The sequence below is a fragment of the Chryseobacterium bernardetii genome, from assembly GCF_003815975.1.
Lineage (GTDB): Bacteria > Bacteroidota > Bacteroidia > Flavobacteriales > Weeksellaceae > Chryseobacterium > Chryseobacterium bernardetii.
Genome location: NZ_CP033932.1, coordinates 3,149,856 through 3,168,218 on the forward strand (window position 1 = coordinate 3,149,856; position 18,363 = coordinate 3,168,218).

Genomic DNA, 18,363 nt, shown 5'->3' on the forward strand with positions numbered 1-18,363 from the left:
ATATAAATAAAAGTCTCTAAGTAAGTAGCTTAGAGACTTTTATTCTTTAGTTTGAACTATACTCAGGCTCAATAGCTTCTTTTTTTTTGGCTGAGTGGGAAGTGGCTTATTTTTTATATTTTCTTTGTATTCCTTTTGAAACTGTTTTACGGTTTTTCCGGTTCCATCATGTCTCCATCCCGGGGAGTAGAAGAGGTATTTCAAACGATCAGTGAAGGATAGTCCTGGTTGTCTCAGATCTTTGCCAATTCTCCTCCATTCATAAAACAGAACGGTGGCAGGGTCTTTAGATTTCATCTTAGGATAAATGCCATATTTAACAGGTACTTCCGGATCTTCCTTTTCGAATGTTCCGAAGATTTTGTCCCATATAATAAGCCCCATTCCCATATTACGGTCCAGGTATTTGATGTTACAGGCATGATGTACACGGTGATGGGAAGGCGTTACTAAAATGTATTCCAGGAAGCCCATGCTTTTTATTGATTGTGTATGAACAAACGTTCCATAAATCTGGATGGCAGAATAAGCCACCATAACGTGCAGAGGATGGAAACCAATGAATGCTAAAGGAGAGAAGAACAGGTATCTGTATAAAGGCTGGAAGACAGGACTTCTAAATCCAGTGGTGATATTGAAATAATCAGAATTATGATGGGTAATATGTACCGCCCAAAACACACGGGAATGATGATCTACATAATGATGAACATAATAGGCAAAATCCTGGGCCAGGAATACGGCAATCCAATACCAGACTCCAACCTCCCAGTCAAAAATACGATGATAGTAAAAAAACATCATAACGAGCATGGAAAAGCCTTTCATAATGATATCCAGGCTATAATTTAAAAGTGCTAAAAGCACATTGGTAGCCACATCTTTCGTTTCATAAAGCTTCTCTTTATTGAAATGGCTATAGGCCATCTCTATAAAAATGATACCCGCAAACATAGGAATGGCCCAAGGGTAAACAATATCTGGCCCATCACTTTGAAACATTTTACTGAAATCAAACATTTTTTCTGTAAATCTAAAAATAAAACCGTTAAAAAATGCTTATTTTAATTTAAATGTTCTTTTTATATGATAATTTAATGAAAATTTAATAAAAAATTAGGTGCAAATTGTGAAATATTGTTGTTTTCTTTAAAAAAATGTTATGAATGATACTTTGTTTCAGTACTCATTTCATCAATCCAGCAAATCTCTGTAAGATTGATGGATAAAAGAGAAATTCTATTTGTTATTTTGTAATAACTCTAAAGTTTTTTTTGTAATTTGCTGCTAGGTTGTTCATACTTAAAATGTTGTGTATGTTAATGTAACTTGTTGATTTTTAATATCGTGAGTAGTGTTGTTAATGTCATTCCATAATGAGTAGCTGATAATTAATTGGAGACTAAAACTAAGTTATGAGAAAAATATATACGTTTTTTGCCTTTTCTGTTGCTGCTATGGCTTTTTCACAATCAAAAGTACTGGAAAAAGTAGAGCCGGCATTCTGGTGGAAAGGAATGAAAAATCCTGAATTGCAAATCCTTGTTTATGGAAAAGGAATTGCGAACAATGAAATTTCACTTTCAGACGGAGCAAAAATTAAAAATATTCAGAAAGTAGATAACCCAAACTACGTTTTTATTACGGTTAACACCAATGAAATCAATGTTCCTAAGTTTACCATCAATATTCAAAAAGACAAAAAAAATCTGGGTTCTTATAGCTATGAACTGAAGCAGAGGAATCCCGGATCTGCAGACCGTGAATCCTACACCTCAAAGGATGTAATGTACCTGATTATGCCCGATCGTTTTGCTAATGGGAATGAAAAAAATGATTCTGTTCCGGAATTAACTGAAAAAGCAGATCGCAGTTTACCCAACGGTAGACATGGAGGTGACCTTCAGGGTATCATCAATAACCTTGATTATATCCAAAATCTTGGTGCAACAGCTGTTTGGTTAACTCCCGTAAACGAAGACAATGAAAAAGTGTATTCTTATCACGGATATGCGCAAACCGATCTTTATAAAATAGATGCCCGCTACGGAACCAATGAAGATTATAAAAAACTTTCCCAGGAATTAAATAAAAGAAAGATGAAGCTGGTGATGGATTATGTTACCAATCACTGGGGAATTTCCCATTGGATGATGAAAGACCTTCCTACAAAAGACTGGATTCACTGGTTCAAAGAAGGAGAAGACGGCTTTAAAAGATCTAATTACAAAACATCCACCCAATTTGATACTAACGCTTCGGATATTGATAAAAAATATGCGCTGGATGGATGGTTTGACAAAACAATGCCGGATCTCAACCAGAAGAATCCTTTGGTTTTAAAATATTTAACCCAAAATGCCATCTGGTGGATCGAATATGCTGATTTAGGAGGTTTCCGGGTAGATACCTATCCTTACAATGATAAAGAAGCTATGGCGAAATGGGCGAAGGCCATTACTGATGAATATCCGAAATTTAATATTGTAGGCGAGTCCTGGCTGTATACTGCAGGGCAAATTTCAGCATGGCAGAAAAATTCTAAAACAGGAGAAGCGGCCGGATATAATTCAAACCTGCCGTCCGTAATGGATTTCATGCTCTTTGCGGATATGCCGAAAGCTTTTAAAGAAAAAGAAAGCTGGAATACAGGAATGATTAAGCTTTATGATTCTTTCAGCAGCGATTTCCTTTATCCGGATATCAATAATGTAATGGTATTCTTCGAAAACCATGATACTGAAAGATGGAATGAGATCTTCAACGCAGACCCGAGCGTTTATAAAATGGGATTAACCCTGATTTCGACAGTCCGTGGAATCCCGCAGATTTATTACGGTTCAGAAGTAGGAATGCGTGGAAATAAAGAAAAAGGAGGTGATGCCGATATCCGCAGAGATTTCCCGGGAGGCTGGAAGTCTGATAAACAAAATGCATTCAACCCGGCAACGCAAACAACCGAACAGAAAGAATTTTATCAGTTTACTCAGAAATTATTAAACTGGAGAAAAGGAAAAGACGTAATTCATACCGGAAAAACGAAAAACTTTGTTCCGAAAGACGGAGTATTTACCTACTTCAGGTATAATGATAAAGAAAGCGTGATGGTGGTTATCAACAATAATATAAAAGATCAGACGTTAGACCTGAAATACTTTGAAGAATCATTAAAAGGATTTTCCAAAGGAAAAGAGGTAATTTCAGGAAAAGAATTCTCATTACAGAATACCTTAACAGTTCCTGCCCAAACCCCATTCATTATTGAACTTGAAAAATAAATAATACCTATGAAAAAATCAATAGCTGTTCATACATTGATTCTGTTTTTATTCGGATTTACAGTGCTTTCAGCACAATCAGACAAAACATTTGCAAAAGAAAAAGCAGAGATCAGCACCATGCTGGATGCCTTCAATGTAGCAGCTGCCAAAGCAGATTACGCGGGCTACTTCAATTTCTTTGCCGATGAATCTACATTTATCGGAACAGATGCTACCGAAGTCTGGAATAAAAAAGAATTTATGGTGTGGGCAAAACCTCATTTTGACAAAAAAAGAACCTGGAATTTTACCGCATTAAAAAGAAATATTTATTTCAGTAAAGACGGAAAACTGGCCTGGTTTGATGAGTTGCTGGATACCCAGATGAAGATCTGCCGTGGTTCAGGAGTAGTGGAAAAGATCAATGGACAATGGAAGGTAAAACAATACGTTCTCTCTATGACGGTTCCTAACGATGTTGTAGATAAAGTAGTAGCTGAGAAAACAGCTCTTGAAGACGTTTTGATTAAAGAATTAAAAACAAAATAAGCATAAAAACAATTATGGCTGGAAAAATGAAACCGGAACTTTCACTTACTCAGATCATCAATATGAGTATGGGATTCCTCGGAATCCAGATGGCATTCGGATTACAGAATGGAAATGCAAGCCGTATCCTTGCCAATTTAGGAGCAGATGTTCACGAACTGTCATGGTTCTGGCTGGTAGCTCCTATCACCGGGCTCATCGTTCAGCCTATTATTGGCCACATGGGAGATAATACCTGGAGTCCGTGGGGAAGAAGAAAACCTTATTTCCTGATTGGAGCTGTTCTGTGTGCTATAGGATTGGTATTACTGCCTAATGCCGCTTCTGTAACCCAGATGTTTGCGGCTAACGCCCTTTTATTAGCCGTAATTTTCCTGGCGATGATGGATGCGTCTGTAAATGTTGCGATGGAACCTTTCAGAGCATTGGTGGGAGATATGCTTCCAAAACATCAGGGAACCATAGGATTTTCAGTACAAACCATTCTCATCGGATTTGGGGCAGTACTGGGCTCTTATTTACCAGATTGGTTAACGAAACTTGGGATTTCCAACGTAGCTCCTGAAGGTTTTGTTGCAGATAATGTGATTTATTCCTTTTATATTGGGGCAACATTGCTGATTATCTCTATTCTTTATACCATCATTACAACCAAAGAATATTCTCCGGAAGAATTTGCAGCCTTTGAAGATGGAAAAGAAATAGAACATGAAAAATCTAAATTCTCCGATATTTTCAAAGATTTTGCTGCTATTCCTGCCCAAATGAAAAAATTGGGAATTGTCCAGTTTTTCTCATGGTTTGCACTATTTACCATGTGGGTATTTACAACCAGTGCTTTGGCGACTCATCATTTGGGACTTTCTCCGGAAGATACCCATTCAAAAGCATTCAATGATGCGGGAGATTTAACCGGCAAGCTCTTTGGAATGTATAACCTTTGGGCCATTCCCTTTGCATTTTTATTAACACCTATTGCTAAATGGATCGGTAAAAAGCAAACCCACGCTTTGGCCCTCTTATGTGGTGGTTTAGGGTTAATTTCCATGTATTTTATCAAAGATGTAGACAATCTATGGATTTCAATGATCGGATTAGGATTTGCCTGGGCCAGTATCCTGGCCATGCCTTATGCTATGCTGATTGAAGTGATTCCACAAAGAAAAATGGGCGTTTATATGGGGATTTTCAATTTCTTTATTGTAATTCCGCAGATCATTAACGGTTTGTTTGGAGGTCCTATTGTAAGCAGCATCTTTGGAAAACAGGCCATGGATTATGTTGTGGTAGGCGGTGCGTGTATGTTAATCGGTGCTTTGGTTACAATGATCTTTGTTAAATCTGAAGATGAGACCCCTAAAGAAATTGAAGAAGAGATTAAACAGGTTCATTTTTAGCCTGAAAAAAAGAAGACTGAAGTTAGAAATAAGACATTTGTAAGATAAAACAATAACATTAAAATTCAATAGAAGCGGGCTTTAGCCCGCTTTCATATTTTAAATACATTCCAATTGGCTTGGCCAAAACCCGTATGCTTCATGTATGATAGGCTCACAGATTTTGCAGGTGGTACAGATTTTAATACCTTATATAGATTTATCAGCAGTTTTCCTTTCTTATCCTATATCAACTTTTTTCACCTCCGCATCCCGTACATTTGTACCATAAATAATCACAGAAAATGAAAACAGTATATCATAAAGCAGATTCAAGAGGCCATGCCAACCATGGTTGGTTAAATTCTTACCATACTTTCAGTTTTGCCAACTATCAGAACAGAGACAGAACAAACTTTGGAGTATTGAGGGTTTTGAACGACGACACCGTTTCTCAGGGAATGGGATTCGGAACACACCCACACAGGGATATGGAAATTATTTCTATTCCTTTGGAAGGAGACTTGGAACACAAAGATTCAATGGGAACTACTGCGGTGATCAGAAAAGGAGAAATTCAGGTCATGAGTGCCGGAACCGGAGTCATGCACAGTGAATACAACAAAAATAAAGACGAAGAAGTAAAATTCTTACAGATCTGGGTTTTCCCGAGAGAGTTGGATGTAGAACCACGATACGATCAGAAAAGCATTAAGGAAGGAGAAAAAATCAACGGATTTCAACAGATTTTATCACCCAATAAAAATGATGAAGGAGTCTGGATTCATCAGGACGCATGGTTTAATATAGCCAACTTTAAAAAAGGGAATGGCAAAAACTACATGCTGAATAAAAAAAGCAACGGAGTGTATGCATTTGTTTTAAAAGGAAGTGCAAAAGTGGGAGACCGTATTCTTAATGAAAGAGACGGATTGGGAATATGGGATACACAAAGCTTTAATATTGAAGCAGTGGAAGACACCGAAATATTATTGATGGAAGTGCCCATGGAATTACCTTCTTATCTTAAATAAAAAACTAAATTTGTATTCTTAAAATAAAACAGGACCGCCATCAACAAAGTTCTTGTGGATGGAGATTCTTTTAATTTATAACTTTAAACTTTAATACGAAATATGAAAATCTTAGCAATAGCAGGAAGTAATTCAGAAGTATCAATGAACAAACAGTTGGTAGCTTATGCATCAACATTATTTGATAAAGCAGAAGTAGAAGTGATTGATTTAAATCCTTTCGAAATGCCAATCTACAAACATGAAAGAGAATTAGCAGGCGGAGTTCCTCAGGAGGCACATGATTTTGCAGCTAAAATTGATGGGGCAGACTTATTATTGGTTTCTTTAGGAGAACATAATGGAACGTATTCTACAGCTTTCAAAAATGTGTTCGACTGGGTATCAAGAATCAAAGACAGAACTGTATGGAATGAAGTACCAATGCTATTAATGTCTACCTCTCCTGGAGGCAGAGGCGGGGCTGGAGTTTTGGAAGCAGCATCTAAGCGTTTCCCTTTCCACGGTGGAAATGTGGTAGAAACATTTTCACTTCCATTCTTCAATGATAATTTTGATAAAGCTGAACAAAAAATTTCTAATGCTGAGAAAGACAGTGAATTAAAGGAAAAAGTAAAGAAGATTGCGGCTATTGAAACCATCCTTGAAAAATAGAATTTGAATATTCATTTAAAATTACTATTTTTGCAAAAAGAAAAAGAGATGAAAATTCAGACCTCCTATAAACAATGTTTTTTTCATAAAGGGAAAATTGTGGGCTCTGAAATTCTGAGATAAAATAACGGCCGATAATCTGAAAAGATTGTCGGCTTTTTTGTTTTCTAAATCGAATATAAAAAGTAAAATATAAAAGTGAAATGCATCAGTATGCCAATGCAATAATATACCAATTTTCCGGTTTTTAAAATTAGACTATTGTTACATTGTTAAACTGTTACATTAAATAAATTATTAAGCATGAGCAACACTTACAAATCAGCAGGAGTAGACAAAGAAGAAGGATACAAAACGGTTGACAAGATTAAAAAAGCAGTTGGAGAAACCCACAATTCCAATGTACTGAACCATTTGGGAAGCTTTGGGGCTTTCTATGAAATCGGAGGATACAAAAATCCGGTTCTTGTTTCAGGAACAGATGGAGTAGGAACAAAGCTTAAAGTAGCTTTGGATACTAAAAAATATGACTCTATTGGGGTAGACTGTTTCGCAATGTGTGCTAATGATATTCTTTGCCACGGTGCAAAACCTTTATTCTTCTTAGATTACTTAGCTTGCGGAAAACTTGATTCTGAGATTGCCGCTGAAATTGTTTTAGGAATGGTAGAAGCTTGTAAGGATAACAACTGTGCATTAATTGGCGGAGAAACCGCTGAAATGCCGGGGATGTATCAGCCTGGAGACTATGATGTTGCCGGATTCTGCGTAGGAATTGTAGAAAAAGACCAAATCATCGATGGGTCTAACATCAAAGCAGGTAACAAAATCATTGCTTTACCAAGCTCGGGATTTCATTCAAACGGGTTCTCTTTAGTAAGAAAAGTATTCCCGGACTTCGAAGAAGAGTTTGAAGGAAAACCATTATATGAAACCCTTTTGGTTCCAACAAGATTGTATTTCAAGGATATTCACAGAGTATTGGAAGAAGTAAAAGTAGGAGGAATTGCTCACATTACAGGTGGAGGTCTTTACGAAAATGTACCAAGAATAATCCCGGAAGGGCTTTGCGCTTCTATTGACAGCTCTAAGATCAGAATCCCAAGTGTAATGCTTGAATTGGAAAAAAGAGGCGGAGTGACAAGAGAAGAAATGTATGGTACATTCAATATGGGTGTAGGTATGGTGATTGTTGTAGATGCTGAACACGCTGAAAAAGTATTACACCTTTTAGATGATGCTTACGAGATTGGAGTAATCACAGAAGGAGCAGAGAAAATCAATTTATCATTATAAAAATATAATAATGTATAGCATATCAGTATACCAATTGAAATCATTGTTATATTGCTAGACTGCTACATTGTTACATTCAAAATATGAAGAACATCGTTGTACTCGTATCCGGTTCAGGAACCAATCTGCAGAGAATTATTGATACCATTGAAGCTGGAGAAATTCAGAACGCAAAAGTAGCTTTGGTGGTAGCTGACAGAGAGTGTTTCGGATTGGAGAGAGCTAAAAATCATAATATAGAAAGCATACTCATTCCAAGGGGTAAGAATTTCAGCAGCGAATTGGCTAAAGTAATTCCACAAGATACAGATCTTATTGTATTGGCAGGATTCCTTTCCATTTTAAAACCTGAATTCTGCGAAAAATGGAACGGTAAAATAATTAATATTCATCCGGCATTGCTTCCGAAATTCGGAGGAAAAGGAATGTGGGGAATGAACGTTCACAATGCTGTTATTGAAGCCAAAGAAACAGAGAGTGGGGCAACAGTACATTTTGTAACACCGGGTATTGATGAAGGAGAGGCTATTCTTCAGAAATCTTTTGAAGTAACAGCAGAGGATACTCCTGAGACATTAGCCCAGAAAGTTCACCAGATTGAATATGAAATATTTCCTTTAGCCATTAATAAGGTCTTGGGAAATTAATAAATATAACAATGTATCAATGTAACAGTTTACCAATGTTGAGGGTATTGTTACATTGCTAAATTGATACATTGTTACATTGAGAAAAAAAATCTAAGTAAAATAAAAAGTAATCCGGAATTGAAAGGCCCGGATACAGTTTGAAATAACTGTGAAAAGTAAAAATTGAAAGTAATGAGTAAAAAGAGAGTTTTAATCAGTGTTTCTGACAAAAGTGGATTAATTGAATTCGCACAGTTTTTGGAAGCTCAGAATTATGAGTTGATCTCCACAGGAGGAACGTTCAAACATTTGAAAGACGCTGGTTTAAATCCAATTCAGATTGATGAGGTAACCAATTTCCCTGAAATGCTGGACGGAAGAGTGAAAACTTTACACCCGAAAGTTCATGGTGGACTGTTAGCGGTTCGTAACAACGAAGAGCATATGAAAACCGTTCAGGAACACGGAATTGGTCTGATAGACATGGTGATCGTAAACCTTTATCCTTTCTTTGAAAACGTGAATAAAGACATTTCTTTACACGAGAAAGTAGAGTTTATCGATATCGGTGGTCCGTCTATGCTTCGTTCTGCAGCCAAAAACTTCGATTCTGTTACTGTAATTACCGATGTAGAAGATTATACAACCGTAAAACTGGAAATGGAACAAAACGGGGATACTTATATCGAAACGCGTAAGAAACTTGCAGGAAAAGTATTCAACCTTACATCAGCTTATGATGCAGCGATCTCAAGAATGCTTTTAGATGAAGAATATCCAACCTATTTAAATGCATCCTACAAAAAGGTTTCTGATCTGAGATATGGTGAAAACCCTCACCAGTCAGCAGCTTACTATGTTTCTACTTTCGAGAATGGAGCAATGAAGGATTTCGAACAGCTTGGCGGTAAAGAACTTTCTTTCAACAACCTTCGTGATATGGACCTTTGCTGGAAAGTAGTCAATGAGTTCAAAGAAGAAATGGCTTGTTGTGCCGTAAAACACTCTACTCCTTGTGGCGTTGCTATTGGAACTTCAGCATTGGAAACTTACCAAAAAACTTTCGAATGTGATCCGGTTTCTATCTTTGGCGGAATTGTTGCTATGAACTATAAGATCGATGCCGCAACGGCTGAAGAGCTAAACAAAACATTCCTTGAGATTGTAATGGCTCCGGATTTCGATGAAGAAGCTCTTGAAGTTTTAAGAAAAAAGAAAAACCTTAGAATCATCAAAATCGTAAACCCTGTTTCTGACAAGAAAACGTGGGTAAAAGTGGATGGCGGTATCCTGGTTCAGGATAATGATCTGCATTTCTCTGATGAGATCAAAGTAGTTACTGAAGCCCAGCCTACAGAAGAGCAGAAAAAAGCGTTGCTTTTCTCCCAGAGAGTGGTAAAATATGTGAAATCTAACGCTATTGTTGTTTCCAACGGAATTCAGGCTTTCGGAATCGGAGGCGGACAGGTAAACAGAATCTGGGCAACACAACAGGCTATTGAGAGAGCAAAAGAAAAATTCACAGGAGATTTGGTATTGGCATCAGATGCATTTTTCCCTTTCCGCGATGTGGTAGATTTCTGCGCTCAGGAAGGTATCAAAGCCATTATTCAGCCTGGTGGAAGTGTAAAAGATCAGGACAGTATAGAAGCTGCTAATGAGCACGGTATTCCAATGATGTTTACCGGGGTGAGACACTTTTTCCACTAATTAAAATAGAATTAAAAAATAATTGAGGATTGTATTTATAGCATCCAAAATTATATATTTGTAGAATAAGACTAGATAATAAATAAAGTATGAGAATATTAATCATAGGTGAAGGCGGTAGAGAATCTGCTTTAGCAGCAAAGCTTCAGAATGACCCGAGAATTTCTAAAATGTTTTTTGCCAGCGGGAATGCTACTACCGATGTAATAGGGAAAAATGTTCATTTATCAGAAATCAAAGAACTTAGAGATTTCGCTATTAAAGAAAAGATTGATTTAACCATTGTAGGACCGGAAGCACCATTGGTAGCTGGGATCAAGGATGAGTTTAAAAAGCACGATCTTAAGGTTTTCGGACCTACTCAGAAAGTAGCAAGCCTGGAGGGAAGTAAGGCTTTCTCTAAGAAATTTATGCAGACCTATGATATCAAAACAGCTAAAGCAGTAGTATTTGATTCATACAACGAAGCAAAAGAATATATCCAGACACAGCAGTATCCTTTAGTGATTAAGGCCAGTGGTTTAGCAGGCGGAAAAGGTGTGGTAATCTGCGATAACCTTGAAGAAGCTGAAGCTACGATCCACGACTTCATGATCAGAAGAATCTATGGAGATGCTGGTATCCGTTTGGTAATCGAGGAATATTTACAGGGGTTTGAAGCATCCATTATCGCTTTCTCAAACGGTGAAAAACTATTCCCTTGCATTGCTGCAAAAGATTATAAGAAAGCTGGAAACGGAGATTCAGGACCCAATACAGGAGGAATGGGGTCAGTGGCTCCAAGCCCGGAATTCACTCAGGAGCATTACGCTGATTTTGAACAAAATATTTTAGAGCCTACTATTAAAGGTCTTAAAGCCGAAGGGTTTAGTTTCAAAGGAATCATTTTCTTCGGACTAATGGTTACCAAGAACGGTGCTTATCTTCTTGAATACAACATGAGATTCGGGGATCCTGAAACTCAGGTGTTGATGGCTCTTATGGAAAACAACCTTTTAGATGTAATTCAGGATTGTATGGACGGAAAAGACATTGAGCTTAAGTTTAAAGACGAAAAAGCAATTTGTCTTGTAATGTGTTCAGGAGGTTACCCAAGAAATATTGAAACCGGATTTGAAATTACGGGAGAAGACAAAGTAAAACACAGTAAACTGTTATATGCAGGAGCTATCAGAAAAGGAGATAAAGTAGTTTCCAATGGAGGTAGAGTATTGAACATCGTAGCTACAGGAGCAACTTTCGATGATGCCCGCAAAAAAGTTTACGAAGATGCTGGTCACGTACATTTCGATTACGGCTTCTACAGAGAAGACATCGGAAAGTTTTAATAAAAATCATGAAAAAAGATTTGGAGCCATTCCAAGTCTTTTTTTGTAAAACAGTTAATAAGCAATAGGTTTTAGGCTACGCAGCAGGCTTATTGCGGTATAAAAAGCTTATAGCCTGAAGCTTAAAGCTTATAATCATTCATCATTTATCAATTATCAAAAATGAACAACGGTATTATTATTTTAGATTTCGGATCCCAGTACAACCAGCTTATCGGAAGAAGAATCCGTGAAATGGGAGTATACTCTGAAATCCTGCCTTACAATACACCTTTACAAGATATTTTAGCAAAACAGCCAAAAGGAATTATTCTTTCAGGAGGGCCAAGTTCTGTAAATGCAAAAAATGCCCACCTTGTTGAAAAAGAACTATACCAGCAGGGAGTTCCTGTGTTGGGTATTTGCTATGGAATGCAGATGACCGCTCACCTTTTAGGAGGGAAAGTAAACAAGGGAGAAAAAGGAGAATATGGAAAGGCTAATCTTGAGATCGTTAAAGAGAGCTCTTTATTAAAAGGAGTGAGTCAGAACTCTGTAGTCTGGATGAGTCACTTTGATGAGGTAGGAGAGCTGCCGGCAGGGTTTGAACTCAATGCCAAATCAGGAGTAATTGCTTCTATTTCCAATGAAGATAAAAAAATCTTCTGTGTTCAGTTCCACCCGGAAGTTTCCCATACAGAAGAAGGAGGGAAGATGCTTGAAAATTTTGTATTTGGAATCTGTAATGCAGAGAAAAACTGGAAGCTGACTAACTATATTGAGAAAACAGTTGAAGAAATCCGTGAGAAAGTAGGAAACAATAAAGTAATCCTTGGCCTTTCCGGAGGTGTTGATTCTTCTGTGGCAGCAGTTTTGATCCATAAAGCGATCGGAGATCAGTTAACCTGTATTTTCGTAGATACCGGATTATTGAGAAAGGATGAAGGTAAAAAGGTAATGGACCAGTATGGAGAGCATTTCCATATGAATATCAAAATGGTAGATGCTAAAGAAAGATTCCTTTCAAAATTAGCAGGAGTAGATGATCCCGAAGCAAAGAGAAAAATCATCGGAAACGAGTTTATCCACGTATTTGATGAAGAATCTCACAAAATTGAAGGTGCTAAATTCTTAGCCCAGGGGACCATTTATCCTGACGTTATCGAAAGCCAGTCTGTAAACGGGCCATCTGCAGTAATCAAATCTCACCACAACGTTGGAGGACTTCCTGAAGATATGGAATTCGAATTACTGGAGCCATTAAGAGAACTTTTCAAGGATGAAGTAAGAAAAGTAGGAGAAGAATTGGGAATTCCTCACCATTTGGTATACAGACATCCTTTCCCTGGTCCTGGATTAGGGATCAGAGTATTGGGAGCAGTAGATGCTGAGAAAGTAAGAATCCTTCAGGAGGCTGACGATATCTTTATTGAAGAATTATACAAAAATGACCTTTACGAAAAAGTATCTCAGGCATTTGTAGTGCTTCTACCTGTAAAATCTGTAGGAGTAATGGGAGACGAAAGAACTTATGAGTACACCGCTGTAGTACGTTCCGCTAATACCATCGACTTTATGACGGCAACCTGGAGCAGACTTCCTTACGAGTTCCTGGATACTGTTTCCAGCAGAATCATCAACGAAGTAAGAGGAATCAACAGAGTAGCTTACGATATTTCAAGCAAACCGCCTGCAACTATTGAGTGGGAATAATTTCAGCTTGAATTTAACATATAAATCCTGCCCGTTTGGGTGGGATTTTTTTTTGTTAAAATTGTTTCAATGAAGAAATGATCAGTAAAATATTTAAAGCAATTAATAAGCAATATATCAACTTGAAGAGTATATGTTTATGGAAAATGACATAACTTGTTAACATAGTACCTATTAAATAAAAGTAAATAAAACTTTTTGCTTCCTGGGGTTTTATTTCAGATGCTGAAAACAAGTTTAAATTATGCGAAACATTGACTGATGTATCAGCATAAAAGATTTTTAAAATAAACATAATGGTGACGCTTATGAGTAAAATTACTGCGTATGGTTTCATCAGCTAATAAAAATTTAATATGATCATTATTGTCCGATAAAAAGTATAAATACATTGGAAATATCAATATTTATATCATGAATTAACAGGTCGCTCCTCTGGAGCTTTATTTTTATGGGAACTCCTTTTTTTCTATTAACAGCAGATCCCGACGGGATTAAATCCAGCTCCACTGGGAGCTAACTGTTAATAGGACATATTTGTTTTAAAATTATAGCTCTAGAGGAGCGACCTGTTAATTACACATTAATTTTAATCGGACGAGAATGATTTTTAATTGACATTGTAAAAATAAAAATCTTCAGCAGAAAAAGCATTCAAATTTTCCATAAAGTCAAAATAAATATTGTAAATATCATGATTTACAGTCAAATACGGATTAGATAAAGTATCAACAATAATGTATTCTATATCACGAAATGTATGCAGAATATTTTTTACCTGTAAAGCATATAGCTTTTCTATAAAAATCAGAGGATAATTCAGACAGATATATCCCACAGTTTTATTTCCCAAATTTAGAATAGCAATTTTTTCTGTTTCCTTTTCTATATCAGTGCGATAAGGAAATGAAAGCGCCTCGATTACAGAACTGAAATCAGAGTGTTTCCAATAATTATTTGAGTGAACTGCTGCTTGTAAAATTTCGGTGATATCCACTGTTAAATTTTGTATAAATAGTTGGGGAAGTAGTTATCTATAAGGATTTAAGTAAAATATTTTCCCTAAATTTAAGTAAAAATACACCCAATGCAAATAGAAACAAGACCCCTGACTGTTCAGGATTATGATGAGTTGGCAGAAACAATGAAAAGAGCCTATCCCCAAATGTCGGAATCCATATGGTCTAAAAAAAGTATAGAAAAACTAACGAGAATATTCCCTAATGGACAGATCTGTATTACAGTAGACGGGAAATTAGCGGCAGTAGCACTTTCCATTATTGTTAATTACGAAGAATTCGGGGATGATCATACCTACAGTGATATTACGGGGAACTATACCTTCAACACCCATTCATCCACCGGAAATGTTCTGTATGGAATTGAAGTTTTCGTAGACCCTGAATTCCGTGAGCTGCGGTTGGGAAGGAGGCTTTATGACGCACGAAAAGAACTCTGCGAACAGTTAAACTTAAAATCCATCATTCTTGGTGGAAGAATTCCGAGCTATCACAAATACAGTCACGAGCTTTCTCCCAGAGAATATATACGAAAAGTAAGAGACAAGGAAATTTATGATCCGGTACTGTCTTTCCAGCTTTCCAATAATTTCCTGCCAATCCGGGTGCTGAGAAAATACCTCCCGGAAGACGAAGCTTCCAAAGAAAATGCTGTTCTTCTGCAATGGAACAATATTTACTACAGCAAAAGACCAAATACTATGCAGGACAGTATCATCCGTCTGGGGCTGGTACAATGGCAGATGAGGCATTTCAAAGATATAGAAGCCTTTTATGAGCAGGTAGAGTTCTTTGTGAATGTAATGGGAGATTATAAATCAGATTTTGTACTGTTTCCGGAACTTTTCAATACCCCTTTGCTGGCTCCTTTCAATAATCTTTCAGAAAGAGACAGTATGATTGAGCTTGCAAAGCTTACTGTACAGATTAAGGAAAAAATCTCGGAACTGGCAATTAGTTATAATGTCAATATCATTTCCGGAAGTATGCCGGTTTTTGAAAATAATGAACTCTATAATGTAAGTTATCTTCTTCACCGTGACGGCCGGATGGATGAATATAGAAAAATCCATATTACTCCAAATGAAAAACGGTATTATGGAATGAAAGGCGGTAACGAAATAAAAGTTTTTGATACAGATTGTGGTAAAATAGGCCTTGTGATTTGCTATGACGTTGAGTTTCCTGAATTACCGAGAATCCTGGCAGACCAGGGCATGAAAATCCTGTTTGTACCTTACCTTACCGATACTCAGAATGCTTATATGAGAGTGCGTCACTGTGCCGCAGCCAGAGCTATAGAAAACGAATGTTATGTAGCCATTGCAGGCTGTGTAGGAAATCTTCCGAAAGTAAACAATATGGATATCCAGTTCGGACAGGCAGCTGTATTTACTCCTTCAGATTTTGCGTTTCCATCTAATGCTGTGAAAGGAGAGGCAACCCCTAATACGGAAATGACATTGATTGTAGATGTAGATCTGAATTTACTGAAAGATCTCCATCACAACGGCTCCGTTCAGGTAATGAAAGACCGGAGAAAAGACCTGTATGAAACCTACCTTAAATAACAAAACAGAATGCGAAAGCATTCTGTTTTTATTTTACCTAAAATTTTTTGAGCGAATTATTTATACTCCGGGCAAACTACCGCAGGGCAAATTAATCCCGGGCATTTTGGAAGTCCGTCAGTAGGGCAGCACTGGTAAGAACATTTTCCACCGATGATGATCCCGCTTCCTGAAACATTTTTTAATTGTTCTCTTGAAAGTTTGCTGTTGCGTAAATTTTTCATGTTGTAATACTTTTATTGGTTTGTTTTAATGTTTGTACTCTGTAAATATATAAAATATTATTATATATGACATTGTTTTTTCATTATGATTGGAAATAATGATGTAAAATATTGATTATGTGAGGATGTTTTTAATCCCGTGATTGTGATATTATGTTTGTGAAATAATCTAAAGATAAACTCAAAAGAGTTTAATAATCACACAGACAGTAATTATATGCCTGAAAGTTACTTCCAGCCATATAACCTTAATTTTCTTACTCCAGGCTTAAGAGAAAATAGTATTAGGAATAGTTTTTGGAGTAAATTGCACTTACTATTAATACACTATGTTTGATAAGCAGCAAAGAAAACTTAAAAGATCCGCAAGACTGATTTCCGTATTAAGCAAATATGGCTTTAAAGATATTCTCGCAAGAATGAACGGCGGAAATAAGCAGGAAGAAATTTCAGGTAATTCAGATGAAGTTATTTCTAAAGGAACTGTTTATGAAAGGATCAGACTGGCTTTAGAAGAGCTTGGACCTACTTTTGTAAAGCTTGGGCAAACATTCAGTAACAGGGAAGATCTGTTGCCGCCGGAACTGATTCAGGAACTGCAAAAGTTGCAGGATAAGGTAGAAACGGTAGATATGGATGTAGAAGAAGCACTGGAAAGCGAGTTTAATATCTCCGTGAAAAATCATTTTCAGGAAATTCAGAAAGAGCCATTGGCTACAGCTTCCATAGCACAGGTGTATAAAGCAGTTTTACTGGATGGAACTCCTGTTATTTTAAAGCTCAGAAAACCAGATGTGCAATCTGTTATTGAAGACGATCTATTGCTCATTAAGGATATTGAAAAACTTATTTCAGCCTATTCGGAAATAGGAGAGAAGCTTAATCTCAAACAGGCTATCTCAACATTTGAAAAATCTTTATTGGAAGAAGTTTCTTTGATTAATGAAAGGAATAATATTCAACAGTTCCGTCTCAATTTTAAAAATAATAAAGAAACCTATGTTCCCAAAGTATATGAAGAATTTTGCAACAATAACATTCTTTGTATGGAATTCATTGATGGGATTAAGGTAACAGACAAATCTGTTCTTATGGCCAATAATATTGATCCTGTAAAGGTTTCTGAAACTGGCTTGAGGCTCTTTGTTTCCCAGATTTTAGACTATGGTTTCTTCCATGCTGATCCGCATGCAGGAAATATTCTAGTAAAAAAAGACGGAAAAATTGTTTTCATTGATTTTGGTGCGGTTGGAAAGATTCAGCCCAATGATAAGGAGATTCTTGAAAATCTGATCGTAAGTTTCGTATCCAAAAATCCACACAAAATAGTCCGTTATCTCAAAAAAATGGCGATAAGCTATGAAATCCCAGATGAAAGGAGATTTGAAAACGATGTAGAAGACATTCTGAATTTCGTTCACAGTTCCTCATTAAAAGAAATCAATGTTCAGGTTATTATCAATAAAATGAAGGATATTTTAAAAGATAACAGGCTGTATATGCCTGATTATTTCTATCTTTTATTTAAAGGAATCAGCCTGATAGAAGGAGTTGGCAGAAATATCAATCCAGATTTGGATATTGTGAAAAGCCTTCATCCGTACACCCGGAAAATATTCACCAAAAAGATCAGCCCCCAGAATATTTTAAAAACCGGGATGGACAGGATGATGAATTTTACAGATAATGTAGATGAAATCCCAAAAGAACTCCGCTCTGTGCTTCAGAAACTGGATGAAAATAAGTTTACGGTTTCCAGTGAGATCAAAAATATAGAAAAAACCAATCAGCTGATAAAATCCAGCGTTGTCAATTTGATTTTAGCCATCATCTTAGGAGCCAATATCATTGCAACGGCGATCGTTTTTGTATCAGAATCTGGCCCGAGAATAGGTGAATTGTCCTTAGCAGCCGTTTTAGGATTTGTATTCTCAGTTATTTTAGTATTCATACTTTTGCTGAGAGTAACCAGAAAATAACCGAGATAGGGGGTTGGGCGATTGTATATAAGATATATGCTC

General features: G+C 36.7%; 15 protein-coding genes. 12 read left to right on the forward strand and 3 right to left on the reverse strand.

From position 1 onward, the window contains the following. Positions 1 to 39 precede the first annotated feature (39 nt). Entirely contained in the window at positions 40 to 1,020 is a 981-nt protein-coding gene (locus tag EG339_RS14435; RefSeq protein ID WP_123870675.1) for a sterol desaturase family protein, read from the reverse strand. Between the two features lie 395 nt (positions 1,021 to 1,415). Between EG339_RS14435 and EG339_RS14440 the strand changes: the two genes are divergently transcribed. The 10 genes from EG339_RS14440 (at position 1,416) to guaA (ending at position 13,528) form a co-directional block, all read left to right on the forward strand. Beyond that, positions 1,416 to 3,278 (forward strand): glycoside hydrolase family 13 protein, encoded by a 1,863-nt coding sequence (locus EG339_RS14440; protein ID WP_123870676.1) that lies wholly within the window; start codon positions 1,416 to 1,418, stop codon positions 3,276 to 3,278. A gap of 9 nt (positions 3,279 to 3,287) precedes the next feature. Beyond that, on the forward strand, positions 3,288 to 3,809 hold the full coding sequence (locus EG339_RS14445) for a nuclear transport factor 2 family protein (protein ID WP_123870677.1): 522 nt from the start codon (positions 3,288 to 3,290) through the stop codon (positions 3,807 to 3,809). A 14-nt stretch (positions 3,810 to 3,823) separates the two neighbouring features. Next, a complete protein-coding gene (locus EG339_RS14450) occupies positions 3,824 to 5,206 on the forward strand; it encodes an MFS transporter (RefSeq protein ID WP_185147651.1) in 1,383 nt (460 codons plus the stop codon). Positions 5,207 to 5,490: 284 nt separating this feature from the next. Beyond that, positions 5,491 to 6,219 carry a pirin family protein gene (locus EG339_RS14455; RefSeq protein WP_123870679.1) on the forward strand — a complete coding sequence of 243 codons (729 nt, stop codon included), beginning with the start codon at positions 5,491 to 5,493 and terminating at the stop codon, positions 6,217 to 6,219. A gap of 102 nt (positions 6,220 to 6,321) precedes the next feature. Further along, positions 6,322 to 6,873, forward strand: a complete 552-nt coding sequence (locus EG339_RS14460) for an NADPH-dependent FMN reductase (protein WP_123870680.1) — start codon at positions 6,322 to 6,324, stop codon at positions 6,871 to 6,873. Positions 6,874 to 7,176: 303 nt separating this feature from the next. Then, a complete protein-coding gene (purM, locus tag EG339_RS14465; protein WP_123870681.1) occupies positions 7,177 to 8,169 on the forward strand; it encodes a phosphoribosylformylglycinamidine cyclo-ligase in 993 nt (330 codons plus the stop codon). 83 nt (positions 8,170 to 8,252) lie between these two features. Beyond that, on the forward strand, positions 8,253 to 8,816 hold the full coding sequence (gene purN, locus EG339_RS14470; RefSeq protein WP_123870682.1) for a phosphoribosylglycinamide formyltransferase: 564 nt from the start codon (positions 8,253 to 8,255) through the stop codon (positions 8,814 to 8,816). A gap of 174 nt (positions 8,817 to 8,990) precedes the next feature. Next, a complete protein-coding gene (purH, locus tag EG339_RS14475) occupies positions 8,991 to 10,508 on the forward strand; it encodes a bifunctional phosphoribosylaminoimidazolecarboxamide formyltransferase/IMP cyclohydrolase (RefSeq protein ID WP_123870683.1) in 1,518 nt (505 codons plus the stop codon). Positions 10,509 to 10,597: 89 nt separating this feature from the next. Continuing rightward, positions 10,598 to 11,836, forward strand: coding sequence for a phosphoribosylamine--glycine ligase (gene purD, locus EG339_RS14480; protein ID WP_123870684.1), 1,239 nt, complete (start codon positions 10,598 to 10,600; stop codon positions 11,834 to 11,836). Between the two features lie 162 nt (positions 11,837 to 11,998). Then, on the forward strand, positions 11,999 to 13,528 hold the full coding sequence (gene guaA / locus EG339_RS14485; protein ID WP_123870685.1) for a glutamine-hydrolyzing GMP synthase: 1,530 nt from the start codon (positions 11,999 to 12,001) through the stop codon (positions 13,526 to 13,528). A gap of 610 nt (positions 13,529 to 14,138) precedes the next feature. Here the strand turns inward: guaA and EG339_RS14490 are convergent. Next, positions 14,139 to 14,525 carry a hypothetical protein gene (locus tag EG339_RS14490; protein WP_123870686.1) on the reverse strand — a complete coding sequence of 129 codons (387 nt, stop codon included), beginning with the start codon at positions 14,523 to 14,525 and terminating at the stop codon, positions 14,139 to 14,141. Positions 14,526 to 14,615: 90 nt separating this feature from the next. Between EG339_RS14490 and EG339_RS14495 the strand changes: the two genes are divergently transcribed. Next, entirely contained in the window at positions 14,616 to 16,118 is a 1,503-nt protein-coding gene (locus EG339_RS14495; protein ID WP_123870687.1) for a bifunctional GNAT family N-acetyltransferase/carbon-nitrogen hydrolase family protein, read from the forward strand. Positions 16,119 to 16,174: 56 nt separating this feature from the next. On the opposite strand, the gene EG339_RS24310 is transcribed toward EG339_RS14495, so the two are convergent. After that, entirely contained in the window at positions 16,175 to 16,342 is a 168-nt protein-coding gene (locus EG339_RS24310) for a hypothetical protein (RefSeq protein WP_164465470.1), read from the reverse strand. Positions 16,343 to 16,671: 329 nt separating this feature from the next. On the opposite strand from EG339_RS24310, the gene EG339_RS14500 reads away from it, so the two are divergent. Continuing rightward, complete coding sequence (locus EG339_RS14500; protein ID WP_123870688.1) at positions 16,672 to 18,321, forward strand: ABC1 kinase family protein; 1,650 nt, start codon at positions 16,672 to 16,674, stop codon at positions 18,319 to 18,321. Positions 18,322 to 18,363 lie beyond the last annotated feature (42 nt).

Coding starts and splice junctions, on each gene's coding strand:
- EG339_RS14435 (WP_123870675.1), bottom strand. CDS start 1,020: ATGTTTGATTTCAGTAAAATGTTTCAAAGTGATGGGCCAGATATTGTT.
- EG339_RS14440 (WP_123870676.1), top strand. CDS start 1,416: ATGAGAAAAATATATACGTTTTTTGCCTTTTCTGTTGCTGCTATGGCT.
- EG339_RS14445 (WP_123870677.1), top strand. CDS start 3,288: ATGAAAAAATCAATAGCTGTTCATACATTGATTCTGTTTTTATTCGGA.
- EG339_RS14450 (WP_185147651.1), top strand. CDS start 3,824: ATGGCTGGAAAAATGAAACCGGAACTTTCACTTACTCAGATCATCAAT.
- EG339_RS14455 (WP_123870679.1), top strand. CDS start 5,491: ATGAAAACAGTATATCATAAAGCAGATTCAAGAGGCCATGCCAACCAT.
- EG339_RS14460 (WP_123870680.1), top strand. CDS start 6,322: ATGAAAATCTTAGCAATAGCAGGAAGTAATTCAGAAGTATCAATGAAC.
- purM (WP_123870681.1), top strand. CDS start 7,177: ATGAGCAACACTTACAAATCAGCAGGAGTAGACAAAGAAGAAGGATAC.
- purN (WP_123870682.1), top strand. CDS start 8,253: ATGAAGAACATCGTTGTACTCGTATCCGGTTCAGGAACCAATCTGCAG.
- purH (WP_123870683.1), top strand. CDS start 8,991: ATGAGTAAAAAGAGAGTTTTAATCAGTGTTTCTGACAAAAGTGGATTA.
- purD (WP_123870684.1), top strand. CDS start 10,598: ATGAGAATATTAATCATAGGTGAAGGCGGTAGAGAATCTGCTTTAGCA.
- guaA (WP_123870685.1), top strand. CDS start 11,999: ATGAACAACGGTATTATTATTTTAGATTTCGGATCCCAGTACAACCAG.
- EG339_RS14495 (WP_123870687.1), top strand. CDS start 14,616: ATGCAAATAGAAACAAGACCCCTGACTGTTCAGGATTATGATGAGTTG.
- EG339_RS24310 (WP_164465470.1), bottom strand. CDS start 16,342: ATGAAAAATTTACGCAACAGCAAACTTTCAAGAGAACAATTAAAAAAT.
- EG339_RS14500 (WP_123870688.1), top strand. CDS start 16,672: ATGTTTGATAAGCAGCAAAGAAAACTTAAAAGATCCGCAAGACTGATT.